27 protein-coding genes are annotated in these 25,444 nt (G+C 67.1%); 12 read left to right on the top strand and 15 right to left on the bottom strand.

Features of this window, described 5'->3' with window-relative positions; all coding sequences use genetic code 11:
• The first annotated feature begins 53 nt into the window (after positions 1-53).
• Positions 54-1,076: an isoaspartyl peptidase/L-asparaginase family protein gene (locus WCE59_RS13155; RefSeq protein WP_449284169.1), complete on the top strand. Its 1,023-nt coding sequence runs from the start codon at positions 54-56 to the stop codon at positions 1,074-1,076.
• Between the two features lie 135 nt (positions 1,077-1,211).
• A complete protein-coding gene (locus WCE59_RS13150) occupies positions 1,212-1,868 on the top strand; it encodes a LysM peptidoglycan-binding domain-containing protein (protein WP_343259223.1) in 657 nt (218 codons plus the stop codon).
• A gap of 31 nt (positions 1,869-1,899) precedes the next feature.
• Here WCE59_RS13150 and WCE59_RS13145 read toward each other — a convergent pair whose 3' ends face one another.
• The gene (locus WCE59_RS13145) at positions 1,900-2,301 is read right to left on the bottom strand and encodes a hypothetical protein (RefSeq protein ID WP_343259222.1); all 402 of its coding nucleotides are present in this window, start codon (positions 2,299-2,301) and stop codon (positions 1,900-1,902) included.
• A 157-nt stretch (positions 2,302-2,458) separates the two neighbouring features.
• Between WCE59_RS13145 and WCE59_RS13140 the strand changes: the two genes are divergently transcribed.
• Genes WCE59_RS13140 through WCE59_RS13120 form a run of 5 tightly spaced genes read left to right on the top strand, consistent with a single transcriptional unit; the run spans position 2,459 to position 5,889 of the window.
• Positions 2,459-2,839, top strand: coding sequence for a diacylglycerol kinase (locus WCE59_RS13140; protein ID WP_343259221.1), 381 nt, complete (start codon positions 2,459-2,461; stop codon positions 2,837-2,839).
• Between the two features lie 46 nt (positions 2,840-2,885).
• Positions 2,886-3,662, top strand: coding sequence for a TerC family protein (locus WCE59_RS13135; RefSeq protein WP_343259220.1), 777 nt, complete (start codon positions 2,886-2,888; stop codon positions 3,660-3,662).
• Positions 3,663-3,695: 33 nt separating this feature from the next.
• Positions 3,696-4,586 (top strand): prolipoprotein diacylglyceryl transferase, encoded by an 891-nt coding sequence (lgt, locus tag WCE59_RS13130; protein ID WP_343259219.1) that lies wholly within the window; start codon positions 3,696-3,698, stop codon positions 4,584-4,586.
• The gene (locus tag WCE59_RS13125) at positions 4,586-5,380 is read left to right on the top strand and encodes a thymidylate synthase (protein WP_343259218.1); all 795 of its coding nucleotides are present in this window, start codon (positions 4,586-4,588) and stop codon (positions 5,378-5,380) included. Before lgt ends, WCE59_RS13125 begins: the two co-directional genes overlap by 1 nt.
• Before the next feature lie 11 nt (positions 5,381-5,391).
• Positions 5,392-5,889 carry a dihydrofolate reductase gene (locus WCE59_RS13120; RefSeq protein ID WP_343259217.1) on the top strand — a complete coding sequence of 166 codons (498 nt, stop codon included), beginning with the start codon at positions 5,392-5,394 and terminating at the stop codon, positions 5,887-5,889.
• 12 nt (positions 5,890-5,901) lie between these two features.
• Here WCE59_RS13120 and WCE59_RS13115 read toward each other — a convergent pair whose 3' ends face one another.
• The 6 genes from WCE59_RS13115 to lptD are packed head-to-tail and all read right to left on the bottom strand — an operon-like array spanning position 5,902 to position 12,645.
• Positions 5,902-6,732 (bottom strand): symmetrical bis(5'-nucleosyl)-tetraphosphatase, encoded by an 831-nt coding sequence (locus tag WCE59_RS13115; protein ID WP_343259216.1) that lies wholly within the window; start codon positions 6,730-6,732, stop codon positions 5,902-5,904.
• Positions 6,733-6,755: 23 nt separating this feature from the next.
• Positions 6,756-7,139, bottom strand: coding sequence for a Co2+/Mg2+ efflux protein ApaG (apaG, locus tag WCE59_RS13110; RefSeq protein WP_343259215.1), 384 nt, complete (start codon positions 7,137-7,139; stop codon positions 6,756-6,758).
• Between the two features lie 35 nt (positions 7,140-7,174).
• Positions 7,175-7,978 carry a 16S rRNA (adenine(1518)-N(6)/adenine(1519)-N(6))-dimethyltransferase RsmA gene (rsmA, locus tag WCE59_RS13105; RefSeq protein ID WP_343259214.1) on the bottom strand — a complete coding sequence of 268 codons (804 nt, stop codon included), beginning with the start codon at positions 7,976-7,978 and terminating at the stop codon, positions 7,175-7,177.
• Complete coding sequence (gene pdxA, locus WCE59_RS13100; RefSeq protein ID WP_343259213.1) at positions 7,975-8,955, bottom strand: 4-hydroxythreonine-4-phosphate dehydrogenase PdxA; 981 nt, start codon at positions 8,953-8,955, stop codon at positions 7,975-7,977. Before pdxA ends, rsmA begins: the two co-directional genes overlap by 4 nt.
• A 1-nt stretch (position 8,956) precedes the next feature.
• On the bottom strand, positions 8,957-10,261 hold the full coding sequence (locus tag WCE59_RS13095; RefSeq protein ID WP_343259212.1) for a peptidylprolyl isomerase: 1,305 nt from the start codon (positions 10,259-10,261) through the stop codon (positions 8,957-8,959).
• 5 nt (positions 10,262-10,266) lie between these two features.
• Positions 10,267-12,645 carry an LPS assembly protein LptD gene (gene lptD / locus WCE59_RS13090; protein ID WP_449284168.1) on the bottom strand — a complete coding sequence of 793 codons (2,379 nt, stop codon included), beginning with the start codon at positions 12,643-12,645 and terminating at the stop codon, positions 10,267-10,269.
• A gap of 105 nt (positions 12,646-12,750) precedes the next feature.
• On the opposite strand from lptD, the gene msrB reads away from it, so the two are divergent.
• Positions 12,751-13,158 carry a peptide-methionine (R)-S-oxide reductase MsrB gene (gene msrB / locus WCE59_RS13085; protein ID WP_343259210.1) on the top strand — a complete coding sequence of 136 codons (408 nt, stop codon included), beginning with the start codon at positions 12,751-12,753 and terminating at the stop codon, positions 13,156-13,158.
• On the opposite strand, the gene WCE59_RS13080 is transcribed toward msrB, so the two are convergent.
• Genes WCE59_RS13080 through WCE59_RS13070 form a run of 3 tightly spaced genes read right to left on the bottom strand, consistent with a single transcriptional unit; the run spans position 13,136 to position 15,216 of the window.
• Positions 13,136-14,062, bottom strand: coding sequence for a histone deacetylase family protein (locus tag WCE59_RS13080; RefSeq protein ID WP_343259231.1), 927 nt, complete (start codon positions 14,060-14,062; stop codon positions 13,136-13,138). The genes msrB and WCE59_RS13080 overlap by 23 nt on opposite strands.
• 2 nt (positions 14,063-14,064) lie before the next feature.
• Positions 14,065-14,619, bottom strand: coding sequence for a cob(I)yrinic acid a,c-diamide adenosyltransferase (locus WCE59_RS13075; RefSeq protein WP_343259209.1), 555 nt, complete (start codon positions 14,617-14,619; stop codon positions 14,065-14,067).
• Between the two features lie 12 nt (positions 14,620-14,631).
• On the bottom strand, positions 14,632-15,216 hold the full coding sequence (locus tag WCE59_RS13070; RefSeq protein WP_343259208.1) for a DUF6580 family putative transport protein: 585 nt from the start codon (positions 15,214-15,216) through the stop codon (positions 14,632-14,634).
• Positions 15,217-15,261: 45 nt separating this feature from the next.
• Between WCE59_RS13070 and ubiH the strand changes: the two genes are divergently transcribed.
• Both ubiH and WCE59_RS13060 read left to right on the top strand, forming a co-directional pair.
• A complete protein-coding gene (ubiH, locus tag WCE59_RS13065; protein WP_343259207.1) occupies positions 15,262-16,494 on the top strand; it encodes a 2-octaprenyl-6-methoxyphenyl hydroxylase in 1,233 nt (410 codons plus the stop codon).
• Positions 16,491-17,660: an FAD-dependent monooxygenase gene (locus tag WCE59_RS13060; RefSeq protein WP_343259206.1), complete on the top strand. Its 1,170-nt coding sequence runs from the start codon at positions 16,491-16,493 to the stop codon at positions 17,658-17,660. The genes ubiH and WCE59_RS13060 overlap by 4 nt, the downstream gene beginning before the upstream one ends.
• A 12-nt stretch (positions 17,661-17,672) precedes the next feature.
• Here the strand turns inward: WCE59_RS13060 and WCE59_RS13055 are convergent, their stop codons facing one another.
• The 5 genes from WCE59_RS13055 to WCE59_RS13035 form a co-directional block, all read right to left on the bottom strand.
• The gene (locus WCE59_RS13055; RefSeq protein ID WP_343259205.1) at positions 17,673-18,143 is read right to left on the bottom strand and encodes a hypothetical protein; all 471 of its coding nucleotides are present in this window, start codon (positions 18,141-18,143) and stop codon (positions 17,673-17,675) included.
• Between the two features lie 131 nt (positions 18,144-18,274).
• Complete coding sequence (gene rlmM, locus WCE59_RS13050; RefSeq protein WP_343259204.1) at positions 18,275-19,324, bottom strand: 23S rRNA (cytidine(2498)-2'-O)-methyltransferase RlmM; 1,050 nt, start codon at positions 19,322-19,324, stop codon at positions 18,275-18,277.
• A gap of 2 nt (positions 19,325-19,326) precedes the next feature.
• The gene (locus tag WCE59_RS13045; RefSeq protein ID WP_449284172.1) at positions 19,327-19,908 is read right to left on the bottom strand and encodes a nucleoside deaminase; all 582 of its coding nucleotides are present in this window, start codon (positions 19,906-19,908) and stop codon (positions 19,327-19,329) included.
• A complete protein-coding gene (locus WCE59_RS13040; RefSeq protein WP_343259202.1) occupies positions 19,908-20,285 on the bottom strand; it encodes a hypothetical protein in 378 nt (125 codons plus the stop codon). Before WCE59_RS13040 ends, WCE59_RS13045 begins: the two co-directional genes overlap by 1 nt.
• Positions 20,286-20,301: 16 nt before the next feature.
• Positions 20,302-22,089, bottom strand: a complete 1,788-nt coding sequence (locus WCE59_RS13035) for a glutamine--tRNA ligase/YqeY domain fusion protein (protein WP_343259201.1) — start codon at positions 22,087-22,089, stop codon at positions 20,302-20,304.
• Between the two features lie 212 nt (positions 22,090-22,301).
• Between WCE59_RS13035 and WCE59_RS13030 the strand changes: the two genes are divergently transcribed.
• Positions 22,302-24,449 (top strand): GGDEF domain-containing protein, encoded by a 2,148-nt coding sequence (locus WCE59_RS13030; RefSeq protein WP_343259200.1) that lies wholly within the window; start codon positions 22,302-22,304, stop codon positions 24,447-24,449.
• A gap of 56 nt (positions 24,450-24,505) precedes the next feature.
• On the top strand, positions 24,506-25,441 hold the full coding sequence (locus WCE59_RS13025) for a DMT family transporter (RefSeq protein WP_343259199.1): 936 nt from the start codon (positions 24,506-24,508) through the stop codon (positions 25,439-25,441).
• Positions 25,442-25,444 lie beyond the last annotated feature (3 nt).

The following is a 25,444-nucleotide window of genomic DNA, read 5'->3' as shown; positions in this document are numbered from 1 at the left end:
TGGCCCCTGAGGGTGCGCGGTATGCTCGCTGTTTGACTGTCGAGGTAAAGCCCGTGCGAGTTCTGACATTCCTGTTGCTGGCAGCCATCGCCTTCACCGCAAGCGCGCAGGACAAAGCTGTGCCGCGCACGGCGCTGGTGATCCACGGCGGCGCGGGCGTGATTGAGCGCGGGTCGCTCAGCGAGGCCGACGAGGATGAAATCCGCGCGGCGCTGGATGCGGCGCTTGACGCCGGTCATGCGGTGCTGGCGCGTGGTGGCACCGCGCTGGACGCGGTTGAAGCTGCGGTCGTGGCGCTGGAGGAGCAGCCGCGCTTCAACGCCGGCAAGGGCGCCGTGTTCAATGCGGAAGGCCGCCACGAGCTGGACGCTTCAATCATGTACAGCCAGGACCGGCAGGCCGGGGCGGTGGCGGCGGTGACCACGGTGCGCAACCCGATCCGCCTTGCCCGCCGGGTGATGGAGGAGTCTTCGCACGTGATGCTGATGGGCGAGGGCGCCGAACGCTTTGCCGACGATTACCCGGATCTGGACCGGGTGGACAACGCCTGGTTCGATACCGATGCCCGGCGCGAGCAGCTTGAGCGTGCCCGCCAGCGTGAGGAAGCGGAGCGCCAGGCTGCCGCGAGTTCTATCGTGAGCCCCGTCGCGGGGCAATATTTCGGCACCGTCGGTGCGGTCGCGCTGGATGCGCAGGGGCGGATTGCGGCGGCGACCTCCACCGGTGGCATGACCAACAAGCGCTGGGGCCGCGTCGGCGATGCGCCCATCATCGGCGCCGGCACTTGGGCTGACGCCAACTGCGGCGTCTCCGCGACCGGCTGGGGCGAATTTTTCATCCGCAACGCGGTGGCCCATGACATCTGCGCGCGCATGGCTTACCGCGGAGACAGCCTGCAGGCGGCCACGGATGCCGTGGTCATGCAGGTGATCCCGGACCACGGCGGCGATGGCGGGGTGATCGCCCTGGACGGTGAAGGCAATATCGCGCTGCCGTTCAACACCGCCGGCATGTACCGGGGCTGGATCGGGACCGACGGCAGTCGCGGCGTGGCGATTTTCGGCAACGACGACTGACGGAACGGCTCCAGGCTCTCCTTTCCCCTCCCAACCCTCGGGTATTCCCCATAGGGGTTGGCCCCAATTGTTGGCACATGCAATGGCGGCCACACTCGGCGTAACGCTGGTGCAGGGTATGGAGAGGGAGTCGGCATGACCGCAATCGGTTCTTACAACATTGTCTCGGGCGATACGCTGTCGCAGATCGCCCAGCGCCTGGGGTCAAGCGTGCAGGCGCTGCAGGCCGTCAACCCGCATATCAACAATCCGAACATGATCTTTGCCGGGGATTCCCTGCAGGTGTCCGGGGGCGGGCCCGCCGCACAGGGCGGCGCCGGCGCGACAGCCATCGGCACCGAGGCGGTCAACGGACCGGTGGCCGGGTTGCAGGGATCGAACGCAGCCGCCATCGCCGAGCAGTTCATCGGCCGCAACGCCGGGGATCTCAAGCACAGCAACGAGCTGCCGATGGAGAGCTGGGTTCCGGACAACGTCAACTGTGCGAACTTCGTTTCCGCGTGCCTGCAGCAGGCCGGCCTGATCAATTCCGGCCAGGCCAGTGCATCGGTGGATCAGCTTGCCAACAACCTGCGTGGAGCAGGCTGGCAGCCAACCCCGCTGGCCAATGCCAAGCCGGGGGATGTGGTGCTGATGCAGAGCGGCGGCCAGTCCCACGTGGTGCTGTTTGCCGGTTTCGAGAACGGAACCCCGAAATTCATCGGCTCCAACAACGTCAATGCCGATGGCACCCAGCGCATCAGCTGGGGCGGTGCATCCGGCAACTATCATCTGCTGACGCCGCCCAGCTGACGGCTCCCTGACTGACCGGCTCCGTCGCCGGTCAGCCGCCGAGTCCAAGCAGCTCGCTGGGAGCCCCGTGCTTCTGCGGCCACGCCAGCCAGGACACATCGGTGGGAAGGATGGTCTGATCGACCACCTGCCAGGCGCTGTCGTCCGCTTCCTCATGCTGCCTGAGCAGCACCACTGCCAGATCTGAAACGCCGCCGGCAGCTGCCGCTTCGGCGAACGGGGTGTCGGCCAGTGACAGCGCAGCGCCGCCCGGATCCAGCAGGCGTGCACGCACGAAGCCCCAGTGGCCGCTGCGGTCCACGGCCTGCAGGTCGAGTTCGACGGGTTTGCCCAGTGCCTGCCGGGCCTGCGCCAGAGAGAGGTCGACCAGAGCCTGCCAGGCAGGATCGTCGGACTGCAAAGACAACAGGGCAGGGCCGGGATTGGGTGTCATGGGCGGGACTCGCTGTCTGCCGGGGGGATGGCGCCACGATCTTTTGATCGTCCGGCGCATGGGCAGTGGAACAGCGCCCGGCGGGCAATGCAAATCCGCTGTATGCGGGCGGAAGCCCGGGGTATGGCAAAATAACGGTTTCGCGTGAGCCGGAGACATGGCCGACGAAATCGGGCATCTGCCGCGCGGGCCTGCGCGGATCATCAAGGCAACAATCTGGTCGATGCAGGGTCTGCGTGCAGCCTGGTTGCATGAGTCGTCCTTCCGGCTGGAGGTCTGTCTTCTGGTCGTGCTCGCGCCGCTTGCCCTGTGGCTGGGTGACAGCGGCGTGGAGCGCGCGCTGCTGCTGGGAAGCTGCCTGCTGGTGCCGATGGTGGAACTGCTCAATTCGGCGATGGAAGCGGTGATCGAACGCTTTGGCAACGAGCCCCATGAACTGGCGGGCCGGGCCAAGGACATGGGTTCGGCGGCCGTATGCGTGGCCATGATCAATGCTGGCGCAGTCTGGGCGCTGGTTCTTATTCCACGCTGGCTATGACCGGCGTGAAACAACCCCCAACGAACATGTTCAAGGACTTTCTCCAATGATGGAATTGTTGACCGACCCGCAGGTCTGGATCCTGCTGGTGACGCTGAGCACCATCGAGATCGTGCTGGGTATCGACAACCTGGTGTTCATCTCGATCGCGGTGGGCAAGCTGCCGGTGGAACAGCGTGAGTTTGCGCGCAAGTTCGGTATTGCCGTGGCCTGCATCACCCGTATCGGCCTGCTGCTGACCCTGGCCTGGCTGGCGCGCCTGACCGCCGATCTGTTCATGCTGTTCGGGCAGGGCGTTTCGGTGCGGGATCTGATCCTGATCCTTGGCGGCCTGTTCCTGCTGGTCAAGGGCACCATGGAAATCCGCGAGCAGGTCACGGGCGGACATGACGACGCGCTTGGCAAAGGCAAGGCGGTGGCATCGTTCGGGACGGTGATTGCGCAGATCGCGGTGATCGACATCGTTTTTTCGCTGGATTCTGTGATCGCCGCCGTCGGCATGGCCGGCGACTACGTGCCGGTGATGGTGTGCGCGATCCTGATTGCGGTGGGCGTGATGCTCCTGGCCGCCCAGCCGCTGGGCCGGTTCATCGACAGCAATCCGACGGTGAAGATGCTGGCGCTGGCTTTCATCCTGCTGATTGGTGCGTTCCTGGTTGCCGAAGGCTTTGAGGTGCATATCCCGCGCGGGTACATCTACGGGGCGATGGGCTTCTCCGCGCTGGTGGAGATCCTCAACCTGTGGGCAAAGCGGAATGAGATGCGCCGTCAGGGCATCCAGCCGCCACCGGTGGATGAACCCCGCCAGCCGATGCCGCGCTGATAGGCTGGCCGCTTTGACACAGGGGCTGTGCCGATGAGTTACCTGCACCAGATTGACCCGGTGGCGTTTTCACTGGGCCCGCTGCGCGTGCACTGGTATGGGTTGATGTACGTCATCGGCTTCGGCGTGGCCTGGTGGCTGGGGCGCAACCGCATCCGCGCCGGGCGGCTGCCGGGGGTGGACGAAAATGCCTTTGGCGACCTGATGTTCTACGGCCTGCTGGGGGTGATCCTCGGCGGCCGCATCGGCTACGTGCTGTTCTATGCGTTCAGTGATTTCCTGGCCGATCCGCTGATGCTGCTGCGTCCGTGGGAAGGTGGGATGAGTTTTCACGGCGGCCTGCTGGGCGTGCTGGTGACGATGTGGTTCTGGTCGCGCAAACAGCGGCTGCACTTCTTCGACACCGCTGATTTCGTCGCGGTGCTGGTTCCCCAGGGGCTGGGTTTCGGGCGCATCGGCAACTGGATCGGCGGCGAACTGTGGGGCAAGCACACCGACGGCGCCTTGGGCGTGGTGTTTCCCAATGCGCTGCCGGCCGAGTTCCGCAGCCTGGATGAGACGGCACTGCGGGCACTGCATGAGACGGGTGCGCTGGAGGCCTTCGCGCGTCATCCCTCACAGCTGTACCAAGCGCTGCTGGAGGGGCTGGTGCTGTTTGTGGTGCTGTGGCTCTATTCCAGGCGTCCGCGGGCGCGCTACGCCGTTTCCGGGCTGTTTGCGCTGGGCTACGGCGTGTTCCGGTTCCTGGTGGAGTTCGTGCGCGAGCCGGACGCCCATCTGGGCTATCTGGCATTCGACTGGCTGACCATGGGCCAGCTGCTGAGCCTGCCGCTGATCGCGCTGGGCCTGTTCCTGCTGTGGAAGTCCCGCAGCGCGCCGACCCTGCAGCCGCAGGTGCCGGACACTGCAAAGGAGTCGTCCTGATGCGCCAATATCTGGAGCTGCTTGGGCACGTGCTGGAGCACGGCACTGAGAAGTCGGACCGCACCGGCACCGGTACCCGCAGCGTGTTCGGTTGGCAGATGCGCTTCAACCTCGCAGAAGGATTCCCGCTGGTCACCACCAAGAAGCTGCACCTGCGCTCGATCATCCACGAGCTGCTGTGGTTCCTGAAAGGTGAGACCAACGTGGCCTACCTGAAGGAACACCGGGTCTCGATCTGGGATGAGTGGGCCGATGCGGACGGCGAGCTCGGTCCGGTGTACGGAAAGCAGTGGCGGCGCTGGGCCGACGGCAAGGGCGGTGAGATCGACCAGATCCGCTGGGTGATCGAGGAGATCCGTCGCAACCCGGACTCCCGCCGCCTGGTGGTATCGGCATGGAACGTGGCCGACCTTCCGCATATGGCGCTGCAGCCCTGCCACACCATGTTCCAGTTCTACGTGGTCGACGGAAAGCTGAGCTGCCAGCTGTATCAGCGCAGCGGCGACATCTTCCTGGGCGTGCCGTTCAACATCGCCAGCTATGCGCTGCTGACCCACATGGTGGCGCAGGTGACCGGGCTGGGGGTGGGGGATTTCGTGCATACGCTCGGCGATGCGCATCTGTACTCGAATCACTACGACCAGGCCCGCGAACAGCTGGTCCGCACGCCGCGCGCGCTGCCGAAGTTGAAGCTCAACCCCGATGTGGAGGACCTGTTCGCGTTCGGCTTCGACGATATCGCCATCGAAGGCTACGACCCGCATCCGGCGATCAAGGCGCCGGTGGCGGTCTGAGCAGCGCGAAGATGCGGATCTCGCTGATCGCGGCGATGGACCGCAAGCGGGCCATCGGTCGGGACAATGATCTGCCCTGGCGACTGCCGGAGGACCTGAAGCGGTTCAAGGCGCTCACCATGGGCAAGCCGATGCTGATGGGCCGCAGGACCGCGCAGTCGCTGGGCCGGGCATTGCCGGGCCGGCGCAACCTGGTGCTGACCCGCAGCGGTCGGGCGCCATTCGAAGGGATGGAGGCAGTGGCCTCGGTCGAAGCTGCGCTGGATGCAGCGCAGGGCGCCGGGGAACTGTGTGTGATTGGCGGTGCCCAGGTCTATGGGCTGCTGCTGCCCAGGGCCGATGTGCTGCACCTGACCCTGGTTGATGCCCGGGTCGAGGGCGCGGATACGTTCTTCCCGGGGTTTGATTCCGGCCAGTGGCATGAGACCCGGCGGGACGAGCATCCGGCCGATGCGCGTCATGCGTTCGGCTATGCGTTCGTCGACTACCTGCGGGTGCCCGGAAACTAGCGGCGGGGCGCCTCAGCCGGCGTTTGCGTCGCGCCCCGGCACCTGCACGATCCGCAGTTCCTCGCTGTCCAGCTGAAGGGCGGTGAGCTTGCCGCCCCAGACCGCGCCGGTATCCAGCGCATGCACTCCGTGGCCGATGAACAGACCGAGTGATGACCAGTGGCCGCAGACGATTTTCAGGTCGCGCTCGGCCCGCCCCGGCACCGAATACCACGGGTACAGGCCCGGCTCCTGGGTGCCGGGCGGCCCTTTCTCGTCAAAAGCGATCCGTCCGCGCGGCGTGCAATAGCGCATCCGCGTGAACAGGTTGATGATCGCCCGTTCGCGCTCCACGCCCTTCAGGCCCGGGGACCAGACGGGACGGTCCCCGTACAAATTACGCAGCAGCTTGCGATAGCCTTTCCCGCGCAGCCTGCGTTCAACTTCAGCGGAGTGCTCCAGGGCCATCGCGGTGGTCCACTTCGGCGCCAGGCCGGCGTGCACCATCATCCAGCCCAGCTCGCGATCGGCGTGCACCAGCGGCTGCTGTCGCAGCCAGTCCAGCAGCTGGTCACGATCTTCAGCAAACAGGATCCGGCGCAGGTCCGGGTTCACCCGCCGCTGCTGCGCTTCGTCGCGCTCGCCGATCGCCAGCAGCGACAGGTCATGGTTGCCCAGGACCACCCGGCAATGTTCGCGCAGTGAGTGCACCAGGCGCAGGGTTTCAAGTGATTCCCCGCCCCGATTCACCAGATCCCCGCACAGCCACAGGGTGTCCGAGGCAGGGTCGAAACCGATGCGCTCCAGCAGTCGCTGCGTGGGGCCGTAGCATCCCTGCAGGTCCCCGATTGCCCAGATGGCCAAGGTGTGATTCCGTCTCTTTCAGGTCAGTGCAGGGTGCGGGGCGCAGCCAGGGTGAACGGCGGGATCGGCGCATCGAAGTGGGTACCGTCATCGCCAACCATGTCGTACTTGCCCTGCATGCTGCCAACCGCGGTTTCCAGCACCGCACCGGATGTGTATTCAAACTCTTCGCCAGGCTCGAGCCGGGGCTGCTGGCCCACGACGCCTTCGCCGTGCACTTCATCCACCTTGCCGTTGCCATCGGTGATGATCCAGTGGCGGTTCACCAGCTGCGCCGGCAGGCGCCCCAGGTTGCGGATGCGAATGGTGTAGGCGAACACGTAATGTTCGCGCTCGGGCGCGGATTCCTCTTCAAGAAAACGGGCCGCGATCTGGATTTCCAGTGTGTAGTCGGGGGTCTCTTCCATGACGACAGTGTAATGGGAGCGGGTGAATTCTTTGGCTAGTCGACTGGCGGAGTGTTGGCCAGGCGGATGAAATCCTGCACCGGAAGCTGCTCGGCGCGGGCCTTGGGGTCGATACCCGCTGCGGTGAGAGTGGCCTCGCTGCACAGGCCTGAAAGCGCGTTGCGCAGGGTCTTGCGGCGCTGGCCGAAGGCCGCGCGGACCACGGCGGCAAAGTGCGCGGGATCAGCGATGCCGGATTCACCGGGCGGCCTGGGTGCCAGCCGGACTACGGCGGAATCGACCTTGGGCGGCGGCCGGAATGCGCCTGGCGGCACGGTAAACAGCGGCACCACGATGCAGCTGGCCTGCAACATGACGCTCAGCCGACCATAGACCTTGGATCCCGGCGGGGCCGCCATCCGGTCCACGACCTCCTTCTGCAGCATGAAATGCATGTCGGAGATCGCGCCCGCGTGCTTGAGCGCGTGGAACAGGATGGGCGAGGAGATGTTGTAGGGCAGGTTGCCCACCAGCCGCAGCGGCGGACCGTCGGCGGCCAGGGCGGTGAAGTCCACCTCCAGCACGTCGCGATGGATCACCTCCAGATCGCCCGCGTCGCCTGCGGCATGGGTGAGCGGGGCAATCAGGTCGCGATCGAATTCGATCACCGTCAGCGCGCCGTGGCGGCGCAGCAGCGGCAGGGTCAGGGCGCCCTGGCCGGGGCCGATTTCCACCACCCGGTCGCCCGGGCGCGGACCCACCGCATCGATGATGCGATCGATATAGGCCGACTCGTGCAGGAAATGTTGGCCGAGGGCTTTTTTGGCGCGGCCGAAGCCTGGTGCAGACGCTGTGCTCATGCCGGCGTCCCGGCGCGCAGTGCCTGGCGTGTTGCCGCCAGCCGGGCGCAGGTGTCCAGCGCCGCAATCAGGCTGGACGCGGTGGCCCGGCCGCTGCCGGCAAGATCAAGCGCCGTTCCGTGGTCCACCGCGACCCGCGGCCACGGCAGGCCGAGCGTGAGGTTGACGGCGTGCTCGAACCCGCTGTGCTTGAGCACCGGCAGGCCCTGGTCGTGATACATGGCCAGGACCGCATCCACCTCGCGCAGCTTTTCCGGCAGGAATGCGGTGTCCGCCGGAAGGGGGCCCTGCAGGTCCATGCCGTCGCCGCGCAGTTGTTCGAGTACCGGCTGGATCACATCGATTTCCTCGTGGCCCAGGTGGCCATCTTCCCCGGCATGCGGATTGAGCCCGAGTACGGCGATGCGCGGCCGGGAGATGCCGAAATCCGCCTGCATGGCGGCGTGCAGAATGCGCAGGGTGCGCTCCAGCGCGGGCGCGGTGATGACATCGGCCACCTCGCGCAGCGGCAGGTGGGTGGTTGCCAACGCGACCCGGAGGACCTTGTTGGCCAGCATCATCACCACTTCGCGCCCGGTCCATTCGGCCAGTAGGCCGGTGGTGCCGCTGTAGGCGATGCCGCCCGCATTGATGGCGGCCTTGTGCACCGGCCCGGTGACCATGCCGTCGATCTCGCCACGCTGGCAGGCGTCAGTGGCCTGGCGCAGCGCGCCGATGACGCTGGCGGCGTTGGCCGGGTCGGGGCTGCCGAAATCCGGCAGGCGCGGATGGGCGACTTCGATCAGGCGTGCGCGACCGGGCCCGGTGCCCTCCAGCGACAGGGGCAGGTCCAGCAGGTCGGCCGCGCGGGCCAGGCTGGCCCGGTCGCCGTAAATGGTGATGTCAGCACCGAAGTCGCGCTGCAGCGCAGCCACGCACAGCTCCGGCCCTACGCCGGCCGGCTCGCCCGGTACCAGCGCAAGGCGGGGACGGGCCATCTCAGCCGTCGGTGTCGGTGTCGGCGCCGTCGCCGATCCGGATATCGACGTAGGCTTCGCTGCGCAGCTCGCGCTGGAAGCGGTTCCACTCGTCTTCCAGCTTGCGCTGGCCGATGCTTTCGCGGACCAGGTTGCGACGATCCTCATCGTCCACTTCCGCCTGGCGCGAAGCGAGGCGCTGGACCACGTGCCAGCCGGCCTGGGTGCGGAACGGCTGCGACACGCCGCCGTCCTCCAGAGGCGCCACCTGGCTGCCAAATTCAGGGCCGAACTGGTCGCTGGTGAACCAGCCCAGGTCTCCGCCGCGGGAGCTGCTGGAGGTGTCTTCCGACTCCTGCGTGGCCAGCTCGGCAAAGTCCTCGCCAGCAACGACGCGGGCGTGCAGGGCTTCGGCACGTGACCGCGCCGCGGCGTCCTCGGCGGGGTCCTGGCCGGCCCGGATCAGGATGTGGCGGCCCTGGTACTGGGTGACCCGGTTGCCGGCGGTGTCGCGCACATCCACGAGCTGCAGCAGCTGGAAACCGCTGGGGCCCTGGAACGGGCCCAGCATGCTGCCCGGCTGCATGCTGGGGACGGCGGTGCCGAACGCGGGCGGGATCTCATCGATCCGACGCCAACCCAGATCGCCGCCTTCAAGCGCGTTCGGGCTGTCGGAGTAGCGCACCGCTGCGGCTGCGAAGTCCATGTCGTTGCGTTCGATCAGGCCCTGGATGCCTTCGACCTTTTCGCGGGCCACGTTGATCTGTTCCGGGGTGGCACCGTCCGGCACCGCCACCAGGATGTGGGCCAGACGGAACTGGGTGCCCCCATCCTGCGAGCGCAGCGCGGCATCCACCTCGCCTTCGCTGACCACGATCCGGGTCTGGGCGAAGCGCTGGCGCAGGCGCTGGGTTATCAGCTCTTCGCGCAGCGAACTGCGGAAATCGCTGAATGCCATGCCGTCGGCCTGAAGCTGCATGCGCAGCTGATCGACGGTTCCACCATTCTGCTGGGCGATGGCCTCGATGGTGGCGTCGATTTCAGCATCGTCCACGCGAATGCCGGTGGCGCCGGCGCGGTCGGTCTGCAGCCGCAGCAGGATCAGCCGCTCCAGCACCTGGCGCTGCAGGATCGGCAGCGGGGGCATCTGCCCGGCCTGGTCGGCGAACTGGACCTGGATGTTGCCCACCGCGCGGTCAAGCTCGCTGCGCAGAATCACGTCCTCGTCGACGACGGCGGCGATTTCGTCCAGCGGCTGGACCTGCTGGGCATGCGCGGTGCCCGCCAGGGCAGCGGCGGCGAAGAGGGATAGGAGGAGTTTCTTCATGGCCTTCATGGCATGGGATCGAAGTAGTAGTCGTCCCCATCGTTGCCGCGGCCGCCCAATTCGGACGGGGGCACCAGATAGAGGTCGTCACGGTAATAGCCGAGAATAGCACGGCGCAGGCGGTCCTCCATGCCGGGACCGGCCGAGCCCAGGCCCTTCAGTTCAACTTCCAGCTGGATGGAATCGTTGGTTTCGCCCAGCCGATTGCGCACGTAGTGGCGGCCCACCAGGCGGACCGCCAGGCAGCAGCTGTCCCACTGGATGCCGGCGATGCCTTCCAGCGTCTGCTGGTCGCGCAGCGAGTAGTAGTACCGGCCCACGAGGCTCCAGGTGGCGTTGATCGGGTACAGGAAGGAGAAATCCACCTGCTCCAGCTGGCTGCGGCGATAGCGGTATCCGAGGTTGACGATGCCGTCGTCGCCGAGCAGGTAGCGGGTGCGCAGGGCGACCAGGTCGTCGCGCCGGTCCTTGGGATCCCACTGGTAGCCGGCATTGAAGGTCCAGCGATCGTTGACCGCGTAGCTGCCTTCGGCGACCCAGGAAGATTTGCCGTCTTCGATCTGGCCGGATGTGGGAGTCAGTCCCACCCGCGAATCGTCGAAGTAGCGGATCTGGCCCACGCTCAGCGCCAGCTTCTCCTGGCCGTCGGACTCGCGCAGCATGCGCGTGCTCAGGGCCAGGGTGAGCTGGTTGGCGTCGGCCTGGCGGTCGGCGCCGGAGTAGCGGTTGTCGCGGAACAGCTGGCCCCAGCTGAAGGTCAGGTTGCGGGTGTCGAACCGGGGCAGGTCGTCCTGGTAGCGGTAGGGGACGTTCAGGTAGAACAGCCGCGGCTCGAGCGTGTGCAGGTAGTTCTCGCCGCGGAACCGGGTATCGCGATCGAAGAACAGGCCGGCATCCACGCTGGTGATGGGCAGGCTGCGGCTGGGCGAGGTATCCGGCGCGGTGGAGTTGATGCTGCGGGCCAGGGCGTCGTCCAGCTCATAGGCGGTATAACGCCAGGCCATGCTGGGGCGCACATACCATGAAGCCCCTTCTATCGGCAGCGAGACATAGGGCTTGAGGTCGATGCGGCTTCCACCCGGCTTGAAGCCGCTGTCGACATGCGCGAACCGGGTCAGGTCGGTCTGCAGGCCGGTCACCAGCCAGGGGCGGAACGGCTGTTCCCAGTTCGCATACAGCCGCGGCAGGCGGTAGTAGGGCAGGTTGCGCTCGCGCAGGGTGTAATCGGACAGCACCCGGTAATCGGACGTCACTGCCGCATCCCAATAGCGCCCCCTTCCATACACGCCCAGGGTGCTGGTCAGCGTGCTGGGCGAGGATTCGGCCAGGCTGCTGCTCAGATCCTCCAGATAGCGTGGATCGCTGATCCAGTTGAGATTGGCGCGCGCCTGCCAGGTCCGGTTGATGTTGTGGCGGCCGTTGAAGTGGAACATGCCGCGGTCTTCCTTGCGGCGATTCTCAACGATGGGGACTTCTTCGGCTTCCCGTTCGCGGTCGCGCCAGGTCAGATCGTCCGAGGGCAGGTATTCGAACTCCAGGGTGCCGCGGCCGGAGTCGGTCAGGTAGCGGAACTCGGTGCCCAGCAGCAGGCCGCGACGGCTCATCAGCCGCGGCTCCAGGGTCATGTCGTAGTTGGGCGCCAGGTTGAGGTAGATCGGCTGGCGGTAGTCGAAGCCGTTGCGGCTGTTGTAGCCGATGGCCGGGTACAGCAGGCCGGTCTTGCGGCGATCGTCGATCGGAAATTTGAACCAAGGCACGTACAGCACCGGCACCGAGCCCAGCCGCAGCGTGGCGCCTCGCGCGGTGCCGAAGCCTTCTTCCATGTCGATGTCGATCTGGCGCGAACGCAGTTCCCACACACGCTCGTTGGGCGGGCAGGTGGAATAGGTTGATCCGTACAGCGAGCCGTAGTCGCCGGCCAGTTCCGCACGGTCGGCGCCGCCGCTGCCGCGCTGTTCGATCAGCTGGTAACGCACGTTGCCGATGCTGTGCGAGTCCTGCTGCTGGTCGCCCTGCAGGTGCTCGGCCACCAGGCGCATGCCCGAGTCCTGGTAACGGACGCTGCCCTGGGCGGTGTAGGTCCCGGTTTCGGCGTCGAACATCAGGTTGTCGGTGCTGAGGAACTGATCGCCACGACGCAGTGACACGTTGCCGTCGTAGTTCATCACCTGGTCGTAGACGCCGCTGAGCTCGTCGCCTTCGATGTCGGTGGGGTACTGGTCCCGGTCCGCGGACGTACCCGAGGGCGGCGGGGCGTCGGGAAACTCGGGGACAGCATCTTCCAGTGGGCACAGGCGCCACATTCCCGGGCGCTCATCGGCGAGTGCGGTCAGGGAAAAGGCAATGCACAGCGGCAATGGCAGCAGGCGGAGGGCAGGGCGCACGCGGGGTTTTCCGGTCAGTCCAAAAGCGGTCGCCAGCATGCCGCATCCCTTGTAAAGCGGCAATGCAATGCCATCTGAGGCATCATCGAGGCCATGGAAAAAACGATGAGCGACAAGCCAAACGACCGAACCGAGGCTGAATGGCGCGAAGTGTTGAGCGACGAGCAGTATGCGGTGTGCCGCTGTTCCGCCACTGAACCGCCCTTCACAGGCAAGTACTGGGACCTCAAGGAAACGGGCACCTACCTCTGCGTCGCCTGCAGCAGCCCCTTGTTCGGCTCAGACGCGAAATACGAATCCGGTAGCGGCTGGCCCAGCTTCCACGCACCGATCGCCATTGAGTCGGTCAGCGAGCACGAAGACCTCAGTCACGGCATGCGCCGGGTTGAAGTGAAGTGCGCGCGCTGTGAGTCCCACCTGGGGCACGTGTTTCCGGACGGCCCGCCGCCCACCGGGCTGCGCTACTGCCTCAATTCCGCCGCATTGGATTTCAAGGCCGCGGCGGAAGGCTGAGCAGGGCCCGGGCGTGGGCCAGGCAACTTTCCTGCAGCGCACGCAGGTCGTAGCCGCCCTCAAGTGTGGACACCATGCGGCCTGCGGCGTGGCGCACAGCGATATCGCGCAGTTCCGCGGTCAGCCAGCCGAAATCCTCGCCATCCAGCTGCAGCTGGGCAAGCGGATCGCGCCAATGGGCGTCGAAGCCCGCTGAAACCAGCAGCAGCTGCGGCCTGAACCCGTCCAGCTCCGGTAGCAGCCGCTCGCTCCAGGCTTCGCGGAAGGCGCGGCTGCCGGTGCCGGCGGCCAGCGGCACGTTCACCATGTTGCCAATGCCGCGTTCGCGGCGCTGGCCGGTGTCCGGGTACAGCGCTTCCTGATGCGAGCTGAGGTACATCACCCGCGGCTCGGATTCAAAAATGGCCTGGGTGCCGTTGCCGTGGTGGACGTCAAAATCAATGATCGCCACCCGGGTCAGGCCGTGCCGTTCGAGCGCATGGGCCGCGGCGACGGCAACGTTGTTGAACAGGCAGAAGCCCATGACTTCGCCGCCGGTGGCATGGTGCCCGGGCGGTCGCACGGCGCAGAACGCCACCGGCACTTCGCCGGCCATGACCGCATCCACCGCAGCAATGCCGGAGCCTGCCGCGCGCAACGCGGCTTCGGCCGAGGCAGGCGACAGCATGGTGTCCGGGTCCAGGCGAGTGACGCCGGTGACCTCGGTCTCAAGCACCGTCTGCAACAGCGATTCCGAATGCACCCGTAGCAGCTGCCCGCGGCTGGCGGAGGGCGCTTCCATCCAATTGATATCCGGCATGCCGTCGCGCAGGGCCTGGATGACCGCGCCAAGACGTTCCGGGCACTCGGGGTGGTTTTCCCCCGTGTCGTGGGCGATGCAGGCCGGGTGGGTATAGACCCGCAGGCTCACGGCTTGCGCCGGTCGTGATCCCAGAGGACTTCGCCGTGCCCGTCAACGCGGGCCAGCACCCGTGAAAGCACGAACAGCAGGTCGGACAGGCGGTTGAGGTAGTGGATCGCCTGCGGCCGGACCGGCTCGTGGCGGGCCAGGGTTACGGCCTCGCGCTCGGCGCGGCGCACGACGGTGCGTGCCACGTGACAGCGTGCAGCGGCCTCGCCTCCACCGGGAAGGATGAATTCCTTCAGCGGTGGCAGCTGCTCGTTGAAGTGGTCAAGCCTGGCTTCCAGGTGCTCGATATCGGCATCCTGGATCGCGGCGTGGCCGGGAATGCACAGCTCCCCGCCCAGATCGAACATCTGGTGCTGCACACGGGTCAGCACATCGCGCACTTCTTCGGGAAGCTCGCAGGCCTGGATCATGCCGATGGTCGAATTGGCTTCGTCCACCGTGCCGTAGGCGTTGACCCGGACGGAATCCTTGGCAACCCGGCTGCCGTCACCCAGGCCGGTGGTGCCGTCATCCCCGGTGCGGGTGTAGATCTTAGAGAGCCGATTGCCCACCGGCGGCGACCGTCAGGCGGTCTGGCTGCGCAGCGCCGGAATCCGGCGGCGCAGCAGCTCGAACCCGCCGAACAGCATCGCCGACCAGAACAGCGTGCCCAGCAGGGTCCAGTGGAAGAACGGGATCGCGGCGGCGTAGCAAGGCGCCAGGCCTGCCACGCAGTGGGCGTGACCGGGAACCGTGGCGGCCGTGGTCCAGACCATGAAGTTGGTGACCGCGAAGAACAGCACCGAGCCCGCGACCGAGCCGCCCAGCACGCGCGCGCTGCTGACTTTGCCGCGCAGGCCGAAGCCGACCAGGGTGGACAGCAGGATGCAGGCGTAGACCGACAGCGCGACCGGGCTGGTCATGTGCTGCAGGTAGATGCCGCCGTGGGTCGCGGCCAGCGCCAGGTCGGAAACCAGCATGGCGGCCAGCGGCACCAGCATTGCCCAGCGGCGGCCCGCGAAGTAGGCCCCGGCGAACAGCGCGATGGCGATCACCGGCGAAAAGTTCGGCGGCTGCGGCAGCAGACGGGTCAGTGCGGCGGCCACGATCAGGCCCGTCAGCAGCAGGGGACCGAGGGCGAGGCTGGGGGCTTGATCGGAACTGTTCATCGGCTGGTCGCGGAGCTTTGGAGTGGAAGGCGATAGCATAGCGCAATGCCGCAACCCAGCTCCCACTCCAGCCCTCCCTGCCACGACGTGCTGATCGTCGGCGGCGGTCTCGTTGGAGCCAGCCTGGCCATCGCACTCGACCGGTTGGGGATGGATGTCGCCCAGGTCGAGGCATCGCCCGCAGGCTCCCTTCCCCCGGTGTTCGACCAGCGCAACCTGAGCTTTGCCGACGCCACGGTCAATGCGCTCACCGCGCTCGGGGTCATGCAGCAGCTGCATATGCCGCCGGCCCCGATCCGGCGCATCCACGTCAGCCGGGCGGGTGATTTCGGCCGGGTCTGCATGCAGGCGGCCGACTATGGCCGCGAAGCGTTTGGTCAGGTGGTGGTAGCCAGCGATTTTGGCCAAGCGCTGGAAACGCGCCTGGGGCAGCTGCGTGGCCTGACCCGCTATCGGCCTGCGCGCTTCCTGGGCTGCAGAATGGAGAATGATCTGTGTCGGATGCGGATTGCGCAGGACCAGGGCGAGCGCACCGTGCATGCGCGCCTGCTGGTGGGCGCCGATGGCAGTGCCAGCGGCGTGCGCGCTGCCCTGGGCATCGAGGCGGACGAACGTGATTACGACCAGACCCTGCTGGTGGCGCGGGTGCGCGCTTCCAGAGCGCCCGATGGAACCGCCTGGGAGCGTTTCACCGCGCACGGTCCCACCGCGGTATTGCCGCGCGGCGACCGCCACTACGGCGTGGTCCACGGCGTGGCCCGCGGGCAGGCCGAAGCTGCAATGGCCTGGGACGAAGCGACCTATCTTGCGCGTATCCAGACCGCTTTTGGCTGGCGTGCGGGTCGCTTCCTGTCGGCCGGACCGCGCAGCGCCTACCCGATGGTCAGGGTGGTCGCGCGGCGCACGGTGGCTACCCGAGCGGTGCTGGTGGGCAACGCCGCGCAGAGCATGCATCCGGTGGGGGCCCAGGGCTTCAACCTGGGTCTTCGCGATGCGCTGACCCTGGCCGAGCTGCTCGCCGCGCACCGCGACGATCCCGGCAGCGCACAGATGCTTCGCAGCTACGAAGAACAGCGCCGCGAAGACCGCGAACGCACCCTTGAATTTTCCGACGGGCTGGCCCGGGTGACTGCCAACAATGCGCCGCTGCTGCGGCCGTTGCGGACCCTCGGGTTGCTGGCCGTGGACCGCCTGCCTGCGCTGCAGGCGCGAGTGGCGGGCGGGGCCATGGGCTATCGCGGCCAGGTGCCCGCGCTGTGCCGGAGGCCGCAGCCATGAGCCGGCGGATGCGCAGCGACGTGGTGGTGGCTGGTGGTGGCGTGGTCGGCGCGGCGTGTGCGCTGGCGCTGGCTGGCGAAGGATTGCAGGTTGAGCTGGTGGAAGCCGCGCCGGCCCGGCCCTGGAGCCGGGAGCAACCGGACCTGCGGGTGTTCGCACTGGCGCCGGACAATATTGCGCTGCTGGATGCGATTGGCGTCTGGGATGCGATCCGCCTGGCGCGCGCCCAGCCCTACCGGCGCATGCGGGTCTGGGATGCGGCGGGCGGGGACGAGCTGCTGTTTGACGGCGATGCCTACGCGCGCGAGGCGCTGGGCTGGATCGTTGAGAACGGACTGCTGGTGGACCGGCTGCGTGCGGCATTGCCTGCGGCCGGCGTGGAGGTCCATTACCCGGCCCGGGTGCAATCGTTCGAACAGGATGACGACGGCGCCCGGCTGGAGCTCGATGACGGTCGCCGGCTGGCGACGCGGGTGGTGATTGCCGCCGATGGCGCGGAATCCAGCCTGCGCCGCATGGCCGGCATCGGCACCCGTGGCCGCGATTACGGCCAGCGCGGCGTGGTCGGCTACGTGGATACGGAGCTCGGGCATGAAGACACTGCGTGGCAGCGGTTCCTCCCGGGTGGCCCGCTGGCCTTCCTGCCCTGTACTGATGGCAGCTGTTCGATCGTCTGGTCACTGCCCGACGCCGAAGCGGCGCGCGTACTGGCGCTGGATGATGCCGCGTTCGGTGATGCGCTTACCCGGGCGTTCGGCGGTCGTCTGGGAGCGGTGCGCCCGCGTTCACCCCGGGCGGCATTCCCCCTGCGTCTGCGTCTGGCGGATACCGCCCAGCAAGGCCGGCTGCTGCTGCTTGGCGACGCTGCCCACGTCGTTCATCCGCTGGCCGGCCAGGGAGTGAACATGGGCTTGCGCGACGTGGCCGGGCTGCGCGACCTGGTGCGGCACGCGGGCGCAGGCTGGGACTCGCCGCACCGGCTGCGGCGCTGGGCGCGGCGACGCAACAGCGAGAATGCCGTCGCCGCATGCACGTTCGACGGTATTGATCGGGTGTTCTCCAACGATGCGCTGCTGCCCACGCTGCTGCGTGGACAGCTGTTTGGCGCAGCGTCGCGCGTTGGCCCGGTCGCGCACCTGCTGTGGCGCCGGGCCGCCGGACTTTAACGAAGCCAGACTCTAGCGGTTCCAGCCCGCCAGTTCCTCACGGCTCAGCTGGCCGTCCGCATCCCGGTCCACGCCGTCGAATTCGGCGGAAAGGGTCGGGTTGGCCTGCGCTTCGGTGCGGCTGATGGAGCCGTCGCTGTCGGTATCCAGGGTGTCAAAATCGACGCTGTAGTCACCCACAACCGCGCTCGGCGGATGTTCGTGCAGCGTCGCGTCCCGTCCCTGCTGGTCCTGCAGCACATGGCTGGTGGTATCGGACTGCGCAGGCGGCGTAGCCGGAGGAGGCTGGGTTTCATCCGCCCACGGCGGCGTGGCCTCGACCGGGTCGGTGGGCGGTGCCGTTTCAGGCGGGGCGGTGTCGACCGGGGTGAGCGGATCCACCGGAGGTTCGGTCAGGGTCGGCTGTGCGAGCGCGGCGAACGGAATAGCCAGCGCCGTCAGGATCGCAATCCGGAGGCTGCGGATGTTTCGGCTGGGCTTCACGGGATTTCTCCAGTACGGGTGGCCGGCGCCCGTCAGCGCGTATGACTTCAGCGCTTATGACGCCGGTACACCCATGCTGGAGATACAGGGATGAAATCCGCTTGAAATAACCGGTTTACCGCCCCGGGCGTTCAGCGGGCAGTCGCGAAAACCGTGATTTCCTCGCGGTCATGGTAGAGCTGGCGCGCGCGGATGTGCACGGGACGCTCTGATTCTTCCTTGAACAGATCCAGGCTCACCTGGACTTCCTGCCAACGCTTCTTCATCGGCAGCTTCAGGTTGAATATCGCGTGGCGGCACCAGTCATTGCGGAACCAGTCGGCCATGCGGGCGGCAACGCGCCGCGGCTGGTCCACCATGTCACAGACCATCCAGTCCATCTGCCGATCCGGGGTCCAGTGGAAGCCATCATCGCGCAGGTGCCGGACCAGGCCGGTTTCCAGAAGCGCGGGCTGCATCGGACCGTTGTCGATCGCGGTGACGTGGACGTGGCGGCGGGTCAGCACCCAGGTCCAGCCTCCGGGGGCCGCACCCAGGTCGGCGGCGCGCATGCCGGGCTTGATCCACTTCTCGCGCTCGCGTTCGTCGAGCAGCGCCATCAGGGCTTCTTCCAGCTTCAGCGCCGAGCGCGACGGCGCATCGGCATGCACGCGCAGACGCGGGATGCCCAGGGGCCACGACGCACTGTCGGCGGTGTCCGCCCGGGCCAGCAGGATATGGTCGCCGGCCAGCAGGAACACGTGCAGCCGCGGCAGGCGGGGGTCGTCGCGCTCGCTGAGGAAGCCGCGCTTGCGCAGCGCCGGGCGCAGGGCATTGCCAAAGCTCCGCGCCAGGGCCGACAGCGGCCGACCGGCGTCCGAATCAGGGTGTTCCACCCACAGATCGCCGTAGCGGCCCAGGCCCTCAAGGGCCTGCATGACCGGGCTGATCCGGTCGGTGGCGTCGATCTGCGGCAGTTCCGCGATCAGTTCAAGCTTCTGCCGGGCGAACACCAGCCGCTCCCAGGGCACGGCCCGTGACAGCTCGCGGCCTTCCTCGCCGGCGTGGAAGAGGACGTAGCCGTCTCCACGATTGGCCCGGGCATAGCCGGGGAATCCGGCCAGCGCAGCGCGCTCGCCCAGTTCAGCCGCCAGCTCGGGTTCGAAGCCGGCGCGGCAGTAACACAGCAGGGTTCCGGACATGGTCAGTACCGCACGCCGTCGCCGCCATAGGCGGCCAGTACGGTCCGTGCATCATCTCGCAGCAGGTCGCGGACCACGGCAATGCCGCGGCGCTCAAGCTCGCCAACCCAGTCGGTGGGCAGCGGGCCTTCATCAAATTCGGTCAATTCTTCCACGTCCGTCGAGCGGGCGCCGATCAGCAGCCGGTCAACGCCGGCCCATACGGTCGCGCCGTAACACTGGCAGCAGGGCTGGGCGGAGGTTGCCAGTACGTAAGGGCCGATCGGCTGATCGTTGGCATTGCGGTTCAGGCGTGCGCGGCCTACGTGCTGCTGGGCCAGCATGTAGGCCATGGTCTCGGCATGGGCCACCGAACAGCCCTGCGGCAGGACCCGGTTGACCGCAGCGGCGACCACGCGGTCGTCCGGCCCGAACACCACCGCGCCAAACGGGCCGCCGGTGCCGGCTTCCACGTTGCGGCGCGACAGCTCGATAGCCAGCGCCACCTTGGCTTCATCACCGGCAACGGCGTCAATCCCGGCTACGGCCTCTTCGATCCAGTCGGGCAGGGCAAGTTCGACCCGCGCGGGCAAGGCTGCAAGCATCATTTCTGCTCCAACGGTACTGCAAGCTGGTTCACCGCCTCGCAGCGGTTGCTGACGCAGGTGCAGGCCTGGATGTCGCGGAACCCGCACACCGATGCCATGCCGCTTTCCGCGCACTGGGCAAGGACCGCCTCCGGGTCCGGCTCGGCGGCCGTGTTCACGCAGGCCGGAAAGTAGCCGCAGCAGTTGCCGACGTTCTTGACTTCGCAATCGGTGTCGACCTTGCAGCTGTAGTCCAGCTCAGGCAGGCCGCTGGTTGCCGGCTGCGTGGGATCCATGCCGCCGGGTATGCCGGCGTCCGTCGTCGGCGCCGCGCAGGCGCCAAGCATCAGCGCCAACAGGGTGGTTGAGAACAGCAGGAGCAGGCGATGGCACATACTTGATTGCTCCGTATCAGGCTTTGGCGGCCCAGGTATCGCGCAGGGTGACGCTGCGGTTGAACACCGGCGCCTCGGCGCGATGGTCCTGGCGATCGGCAACGAAATAGCCCTGACGCTCGAACTGGAGGCTGTCCTCGGGCCTGGCTTCGGCCGCCGCCGGCTCGATCCAGCCCTGCACGCTGCGGCGCGAGTCCGGGTTGAGATGGTCGCCGTAGGTCTTGCCCTCGGACTCGTCGTCCGGATCAGGTACCAGGAACAGCCGGTCATACAGGCGGATTTCAGCCGCCACGGCCCGGGTCGCGCACACCCAGTGAACGGTGCCCTTGACCTTGCGGTTGGCGCCTTCCATGCCGGGTCGGGATTCCGGGTCCAGGGTAGCGCGCAGTTCGACCACCTGGCCGCTGTCGTCCTTGATCACTTCGTCGCAGCGCACGATCCCGGCGCCGCGCAGGCGCACTTCGCCCCCGGGAACCAGACGGCGCCAGCCCTTGGGCGGCACTTCGGCGAAATCGCCCTGCTCGATCCACAGCTCGCTGGAGAACGGCACCTGGCGGGTGCCAAATGATTCGTCCTTGGGGTGGTTGGCGAAGGTGAGCTGCTCCTCGTGGCCTTCGGGCAGGTTGGTGATGACCAGCTTCAGCGGCTCGATCACCGCCATGCGCCGCGGTGCCACCGCGTCCAGGTCGTCACGCAGCGCGCCTTCCAGCACCGAGAAATCGATCATCGAGTTCTGCTTGCTGATCCCGATCCGGTCCACGAACAGGCGCAGCGCCGATGGCGTGTAACCGCGTCGGCGCAGGCCCTGCAGCGAATACATGCGCGGGTCGTCCCAGCCGTCCACCAGCCCGTCGGCGACCAGCTGGGTGAGCTTGCGCTTGCTCATCACCGTGTAGTTGATGTTCAGGCGAGAAAACTCGATCTGGCGCGGCTTGGCGGCTTCGATCGGCAGGCCCCTGTCCTTCAGCGGCTCCAGCAGCTCGGGATTGCCGGCCAGGTCCACCTTGTCCACGCACCAGTCGTACAGCGGGCGGTGGTCTTCGAACTCCAGCGTGCACAGCGAGTGGGTGATGCCTTCCACCGCGTCGCCAAGTGCATGCGCGATGTCGTACATGGGATAGATGGGCCACTCGTCGCCGGTGTTCTGGTGCGTCACCTTCTTGATCCGGTACAGGGCCGGATCGCGCAGGTTGATGTTGCCGCTGGCCATGTCGATCTTCGCCCGCAGGGTGCGGGCGCCGTCCGGGAACTCGCCGGCGCGCATGCGCCGGAACAGGTCCAGGTTCTCTTCCACCGGGCGGTCGCGCCACGGCGAATTGCGTCCCGGCTCGGTCAAGGTGCCGCGGTACTCGCGCACCTGCTCACCGCTCAGGTCGCACACATAGGCGTCGCCCTGTTTGATCAGCTTCTCGGCGGCCAGGTAGAACACGCCGAAGTAGTCGGATGCGTGGCGCAGGCTGGCCCACTCGAACCCGAGCCAGCGCACGTCATCCTGGATTGCGCGCACGAACTCGGGGTGTTCCTTCTCCGGGTTGGTGTCATCGAAGCGCAGGTTGCACACGCCGCTGAATTCCTCGGCAATGCCGAAGTCCAGGCAGATCGCCTTGGCGTGGCCGATATGCAGGTAGCCGTTGGGCTCGGGCGGGAACCGGGTCTTGATGAAGGTGTGCTTGCCGCTGGCCAGGTCGTCGCGGACGATCTGGCGGACGAAGTCCTGCCGCTCGACCGGCGCCGGGTCCGGCTTGCGGTCGGTGGTGGTGTGCGGACGGGCGGGGAGACTTGCGGGGGTGTCAGAACTGGTCATGCGGAACAATGCGAAAACGGGCGCCTAGTGTAGGCCCTGACGGGTTGGATTGCGGATTTGCCGGGCGGTGGCGTTCCCCGCCTCCCGGATCCCAAATGTGATGCAGATAACGTTTTGATGGCATATTCCAGCTTGGAAGCGGGTTGCACGCGCAGTTGAACCGATCGGGGGGATCAGGTGCTGCAGCAGGGACACAGGGATGGAACCACGCCATGTTGAGGGTCCGGGCTGGCACCCAGCCGCGGCGTGGCGACGTGTGGCATGTCGTCGGATTGCTGCTTTTGCTGGCGCTGGTGGGCAGCGGGTTGGCAACCACTGAACGCGCCCGCACCTCCGCCGTTGCCGTGCAAACGCTCAGCTCCGCCGAGGGCGCCGCCCCCGGGACCTTGCAACTCCGGTTCACGCTGCCTGCGCGGGAGTCGCAGGCGGCGCCATGGGTGGTGTGGGTGCCGCGCCTGTCGCAGCACGCGATCTGGCTTGAAGCCCATGGCTGGAGCAGCGCGGAGCGCGATTTCTTTGCCCCCGATCCGGTTGAGGGGGTGCTGCCTGGCGGCTATGTTTTCATGCTACCGCTGCGTTGGGAGGGGCCGATAGAAGCCACCCTGCACGCCCAGCCGGGGCTGGATGCCGGCCTGCAGCCCCGGGTAATGTCGGCCATTGAAGCAGCGCGGCTGGAGCAGGCGGCTGCGGTGGGCAGCGCGGTGATCTATGCCAGCCTGCTGATGCTGGCGCTGTTGTCCCTGTCGCTTTATGCGGCCGCGCGTGATCGCGTGTTTCTCACCCTGTTCGTCTGCGCCAATGCGCTGGTCCTGATGTTGGCGGCGGTCAACGGACATCTGTACGGCTTGCCGGGCCTGCAGCTGATGGCCCATTGGGGGACTGCAGGGCTGTGGGCGCTGGTGTTCGTGTTCCTGGCCACTTGGGTGCGGCTGATCCAGCAATACGTGGGCCAGTCGCCAGGCGCCACGCGGCTGGACAGGGCCTCGGATATCGCGTTCTGGAGCATGCTTGGCCTGGCCGCGCTGTGCCTGGTGGGCCTGGCACTTCCAACGCTCCCGTGGCGCCAGGTTGCATTTGTCTGCTGGCTCGCAACTGGCGGCGGCAGCCTGCTCCTGTTTGCCGGGGCGGTGCGCCGCCGGGTGGTCATGGCCTGGCCGCTGACCCTGCTGTTGCTGGTTCTGATCGCGGTGACGCTATCGCTGGAGCTGCTGGCGGACATGCACCGGCTTGGCCCGCTGTTGACCCGGTTTTTTTACCAGGGTGCGCTGGTGTTGTTCCTGACCCTGTGTGCGATTGGCCTGGTGCACCGGATCAGTGAATACCGTGAACAGCGCGACCGCGACCAGAAGGCGCGGATTGACAGCGAGCGCAGGGTGCTGCGCGAAACAGCGCGGACCGAGCTGGTCAACGGGCTGCAATCAAAGCTGCGTCAGGTGGGGCAGGGTGAAGTCGCCGGGAGCGGGTTCCAGGTCATGGCCACCCATCTGCTGCCGCTGCTGCCCGTTTCCGGACTGGTGGTGGTGGCCGAGGGCTATCACGGCAGCAGCCTGCTGTTGGTGGAGCCGGGTGATTCTCACGATGCCGTGGTGGCCGAGCTGCGCGAGCGCGCCCTGGTGCTGCGTCGGCAGGCGGCCGCCGGGTTGGCGTTGCAGCAGCCCGTGACGGTTGATTCCGTCGCGTGCACCGAAGCAGTGATCCCGCTCAGGATGAAGGCGCCTGCGTGGGGGGTGCTGCTGCTGCGCCGGGCCGGACAGGAAGGGTTGGCCCCCGATGAGATGGCGCTGGCCAGCGAGTTCTGCCGGACCACCCAGATGCAGGTGGACCAGGCCATTGCAGCGATCCAGTTGCGCCAGTCGGCAGAACTGGACGCCCTGACCGGCAGCCTGAACCGGCGCTCGGTGGACCAGTGGCTGGTGCGCTGTGTTGACGAAGCTGACCGCGATGGCCAGCCGCTTTCGGTGCTGTTTGTTGATCTGGACCGCTTCAAACTCATCAACGACCGCCATGGGCACGCGGCGGGTGACCAGTGCCTGCGGGCGGTGGCCGGCGCCCTTGCAGGAGCGCTGGAAGAGGGGGACATCTTTGGCCGCTACGGGGGCGAGGAATTCGTGGTCATCCTGCCGGGGCGCACCGGCGCAGCGGCAAGGCAGGTGGGTGAGCGCCTGCGCGCAGCGGTGGAGCGGCAGGTGACCGACTGGGAGGGCCAGCCGCTCCGGCTGACCGTCAGCGTGGGCGTGGCCACCCGTCTTGACGGGGATCGCAGCCCGCAGGAGCTTATTGAGCGGGCCGACAAGGCGCTCTATGCGGCCAAGCGTGCCGGACGCAACTGCGTGCACGTGGCACCGGCGGTCTTTACCTGATCGGCGTCATCGCGCGCTGCTAAGCTGCCCGCTCTTTGGTGCCGGTGCGGTGTGAGATGCAGCAGCAGGGTGATGGGCGCAGCAGGGCGCTGCTGTGGATGCTTTCCGGTGCGGCGCTGATCGGCACCAACGCCCTGATGGTGCGCTTTGCCGATACCCCGCCAACCATTTCGGCCTTCTACCGGATGCTGTTCGCCGGCCTCATGTTGCTGGCCGTGATCCTGCTGCAACGCGGATGGCGACCGATGCCGCGCCAGGTGTGGTGGTGGTCGGCGGCGGCTGGCGCGGCGTTCGCCGCGGATCTGTGGTTGTGGCATCGCAGCATCCTGCTGGTTGGGCCGGGGCTGGCGACGCTGCTGGCCAATGGTCAGGTGTTTTTCATGGCGCTGGCCGGAATGGTGCTGTTCGGCGAGCGGGTGGGTCCGCGTTTCATGGCCGGCATTGGCCTGGCGTTTTTCGGTCTTTACCTGATGCTGGGTGGCGACTGGGACACGCTACCGGAGGGCTATCGCTTGGGTGTGCTGGCCGGGCTGGGCACCGGACTGTGCTACGCGCTCTACAACCTGGCGCTGCGACGCGCCCAGGGCGAGGCACATGCGGTCGGTACGGCGGCCGGCCATCTGCGGGCGCCGATTGTCCAGGTGCTCGCCCTGGTTTCGCTGATGTGCGCGTTGTTGCTGGGCATGGCCGGGCTGGCCGAAGGCAGCTCGTTCGTGATTCCGTCCTGGCAGACGCTGGGCTGGCTGCTGGTGCTCGCCGGGTTTGGCCACTGTCTGAGTTGGGTGCTGATCTCGCGTGCGATGGCGCATCTGAGCGTGGCGGTGATCGGCCTGTTGCTGCTGCTGCAGCCGATCGTGGCGTTTCTGCTGGATCTGGTGGTGCTGGATCTGCAGGTTGAACCGCGCGCCTGGCTGGGCCTGGCGCTGACCCTGGCCGGAATTTTCCTGGCCAGCCTCCGAGGGCGTTCCCGACTGCCCGCGCAGGCGGCCTGAACG

The organism is Luteimonas qiangzhengi (assembly GCF_039548515.1).
Lineage (GTDB): Bacteria > Pseudomonadota > Gammaproteobacteria > Xanthomonadales > Xanthomonadaceae > Luteimonas.
Note: the sequence above shows the minus strand (reverse complement) of the source record. Positions and strands in the feature narration are given on the sequence as shown.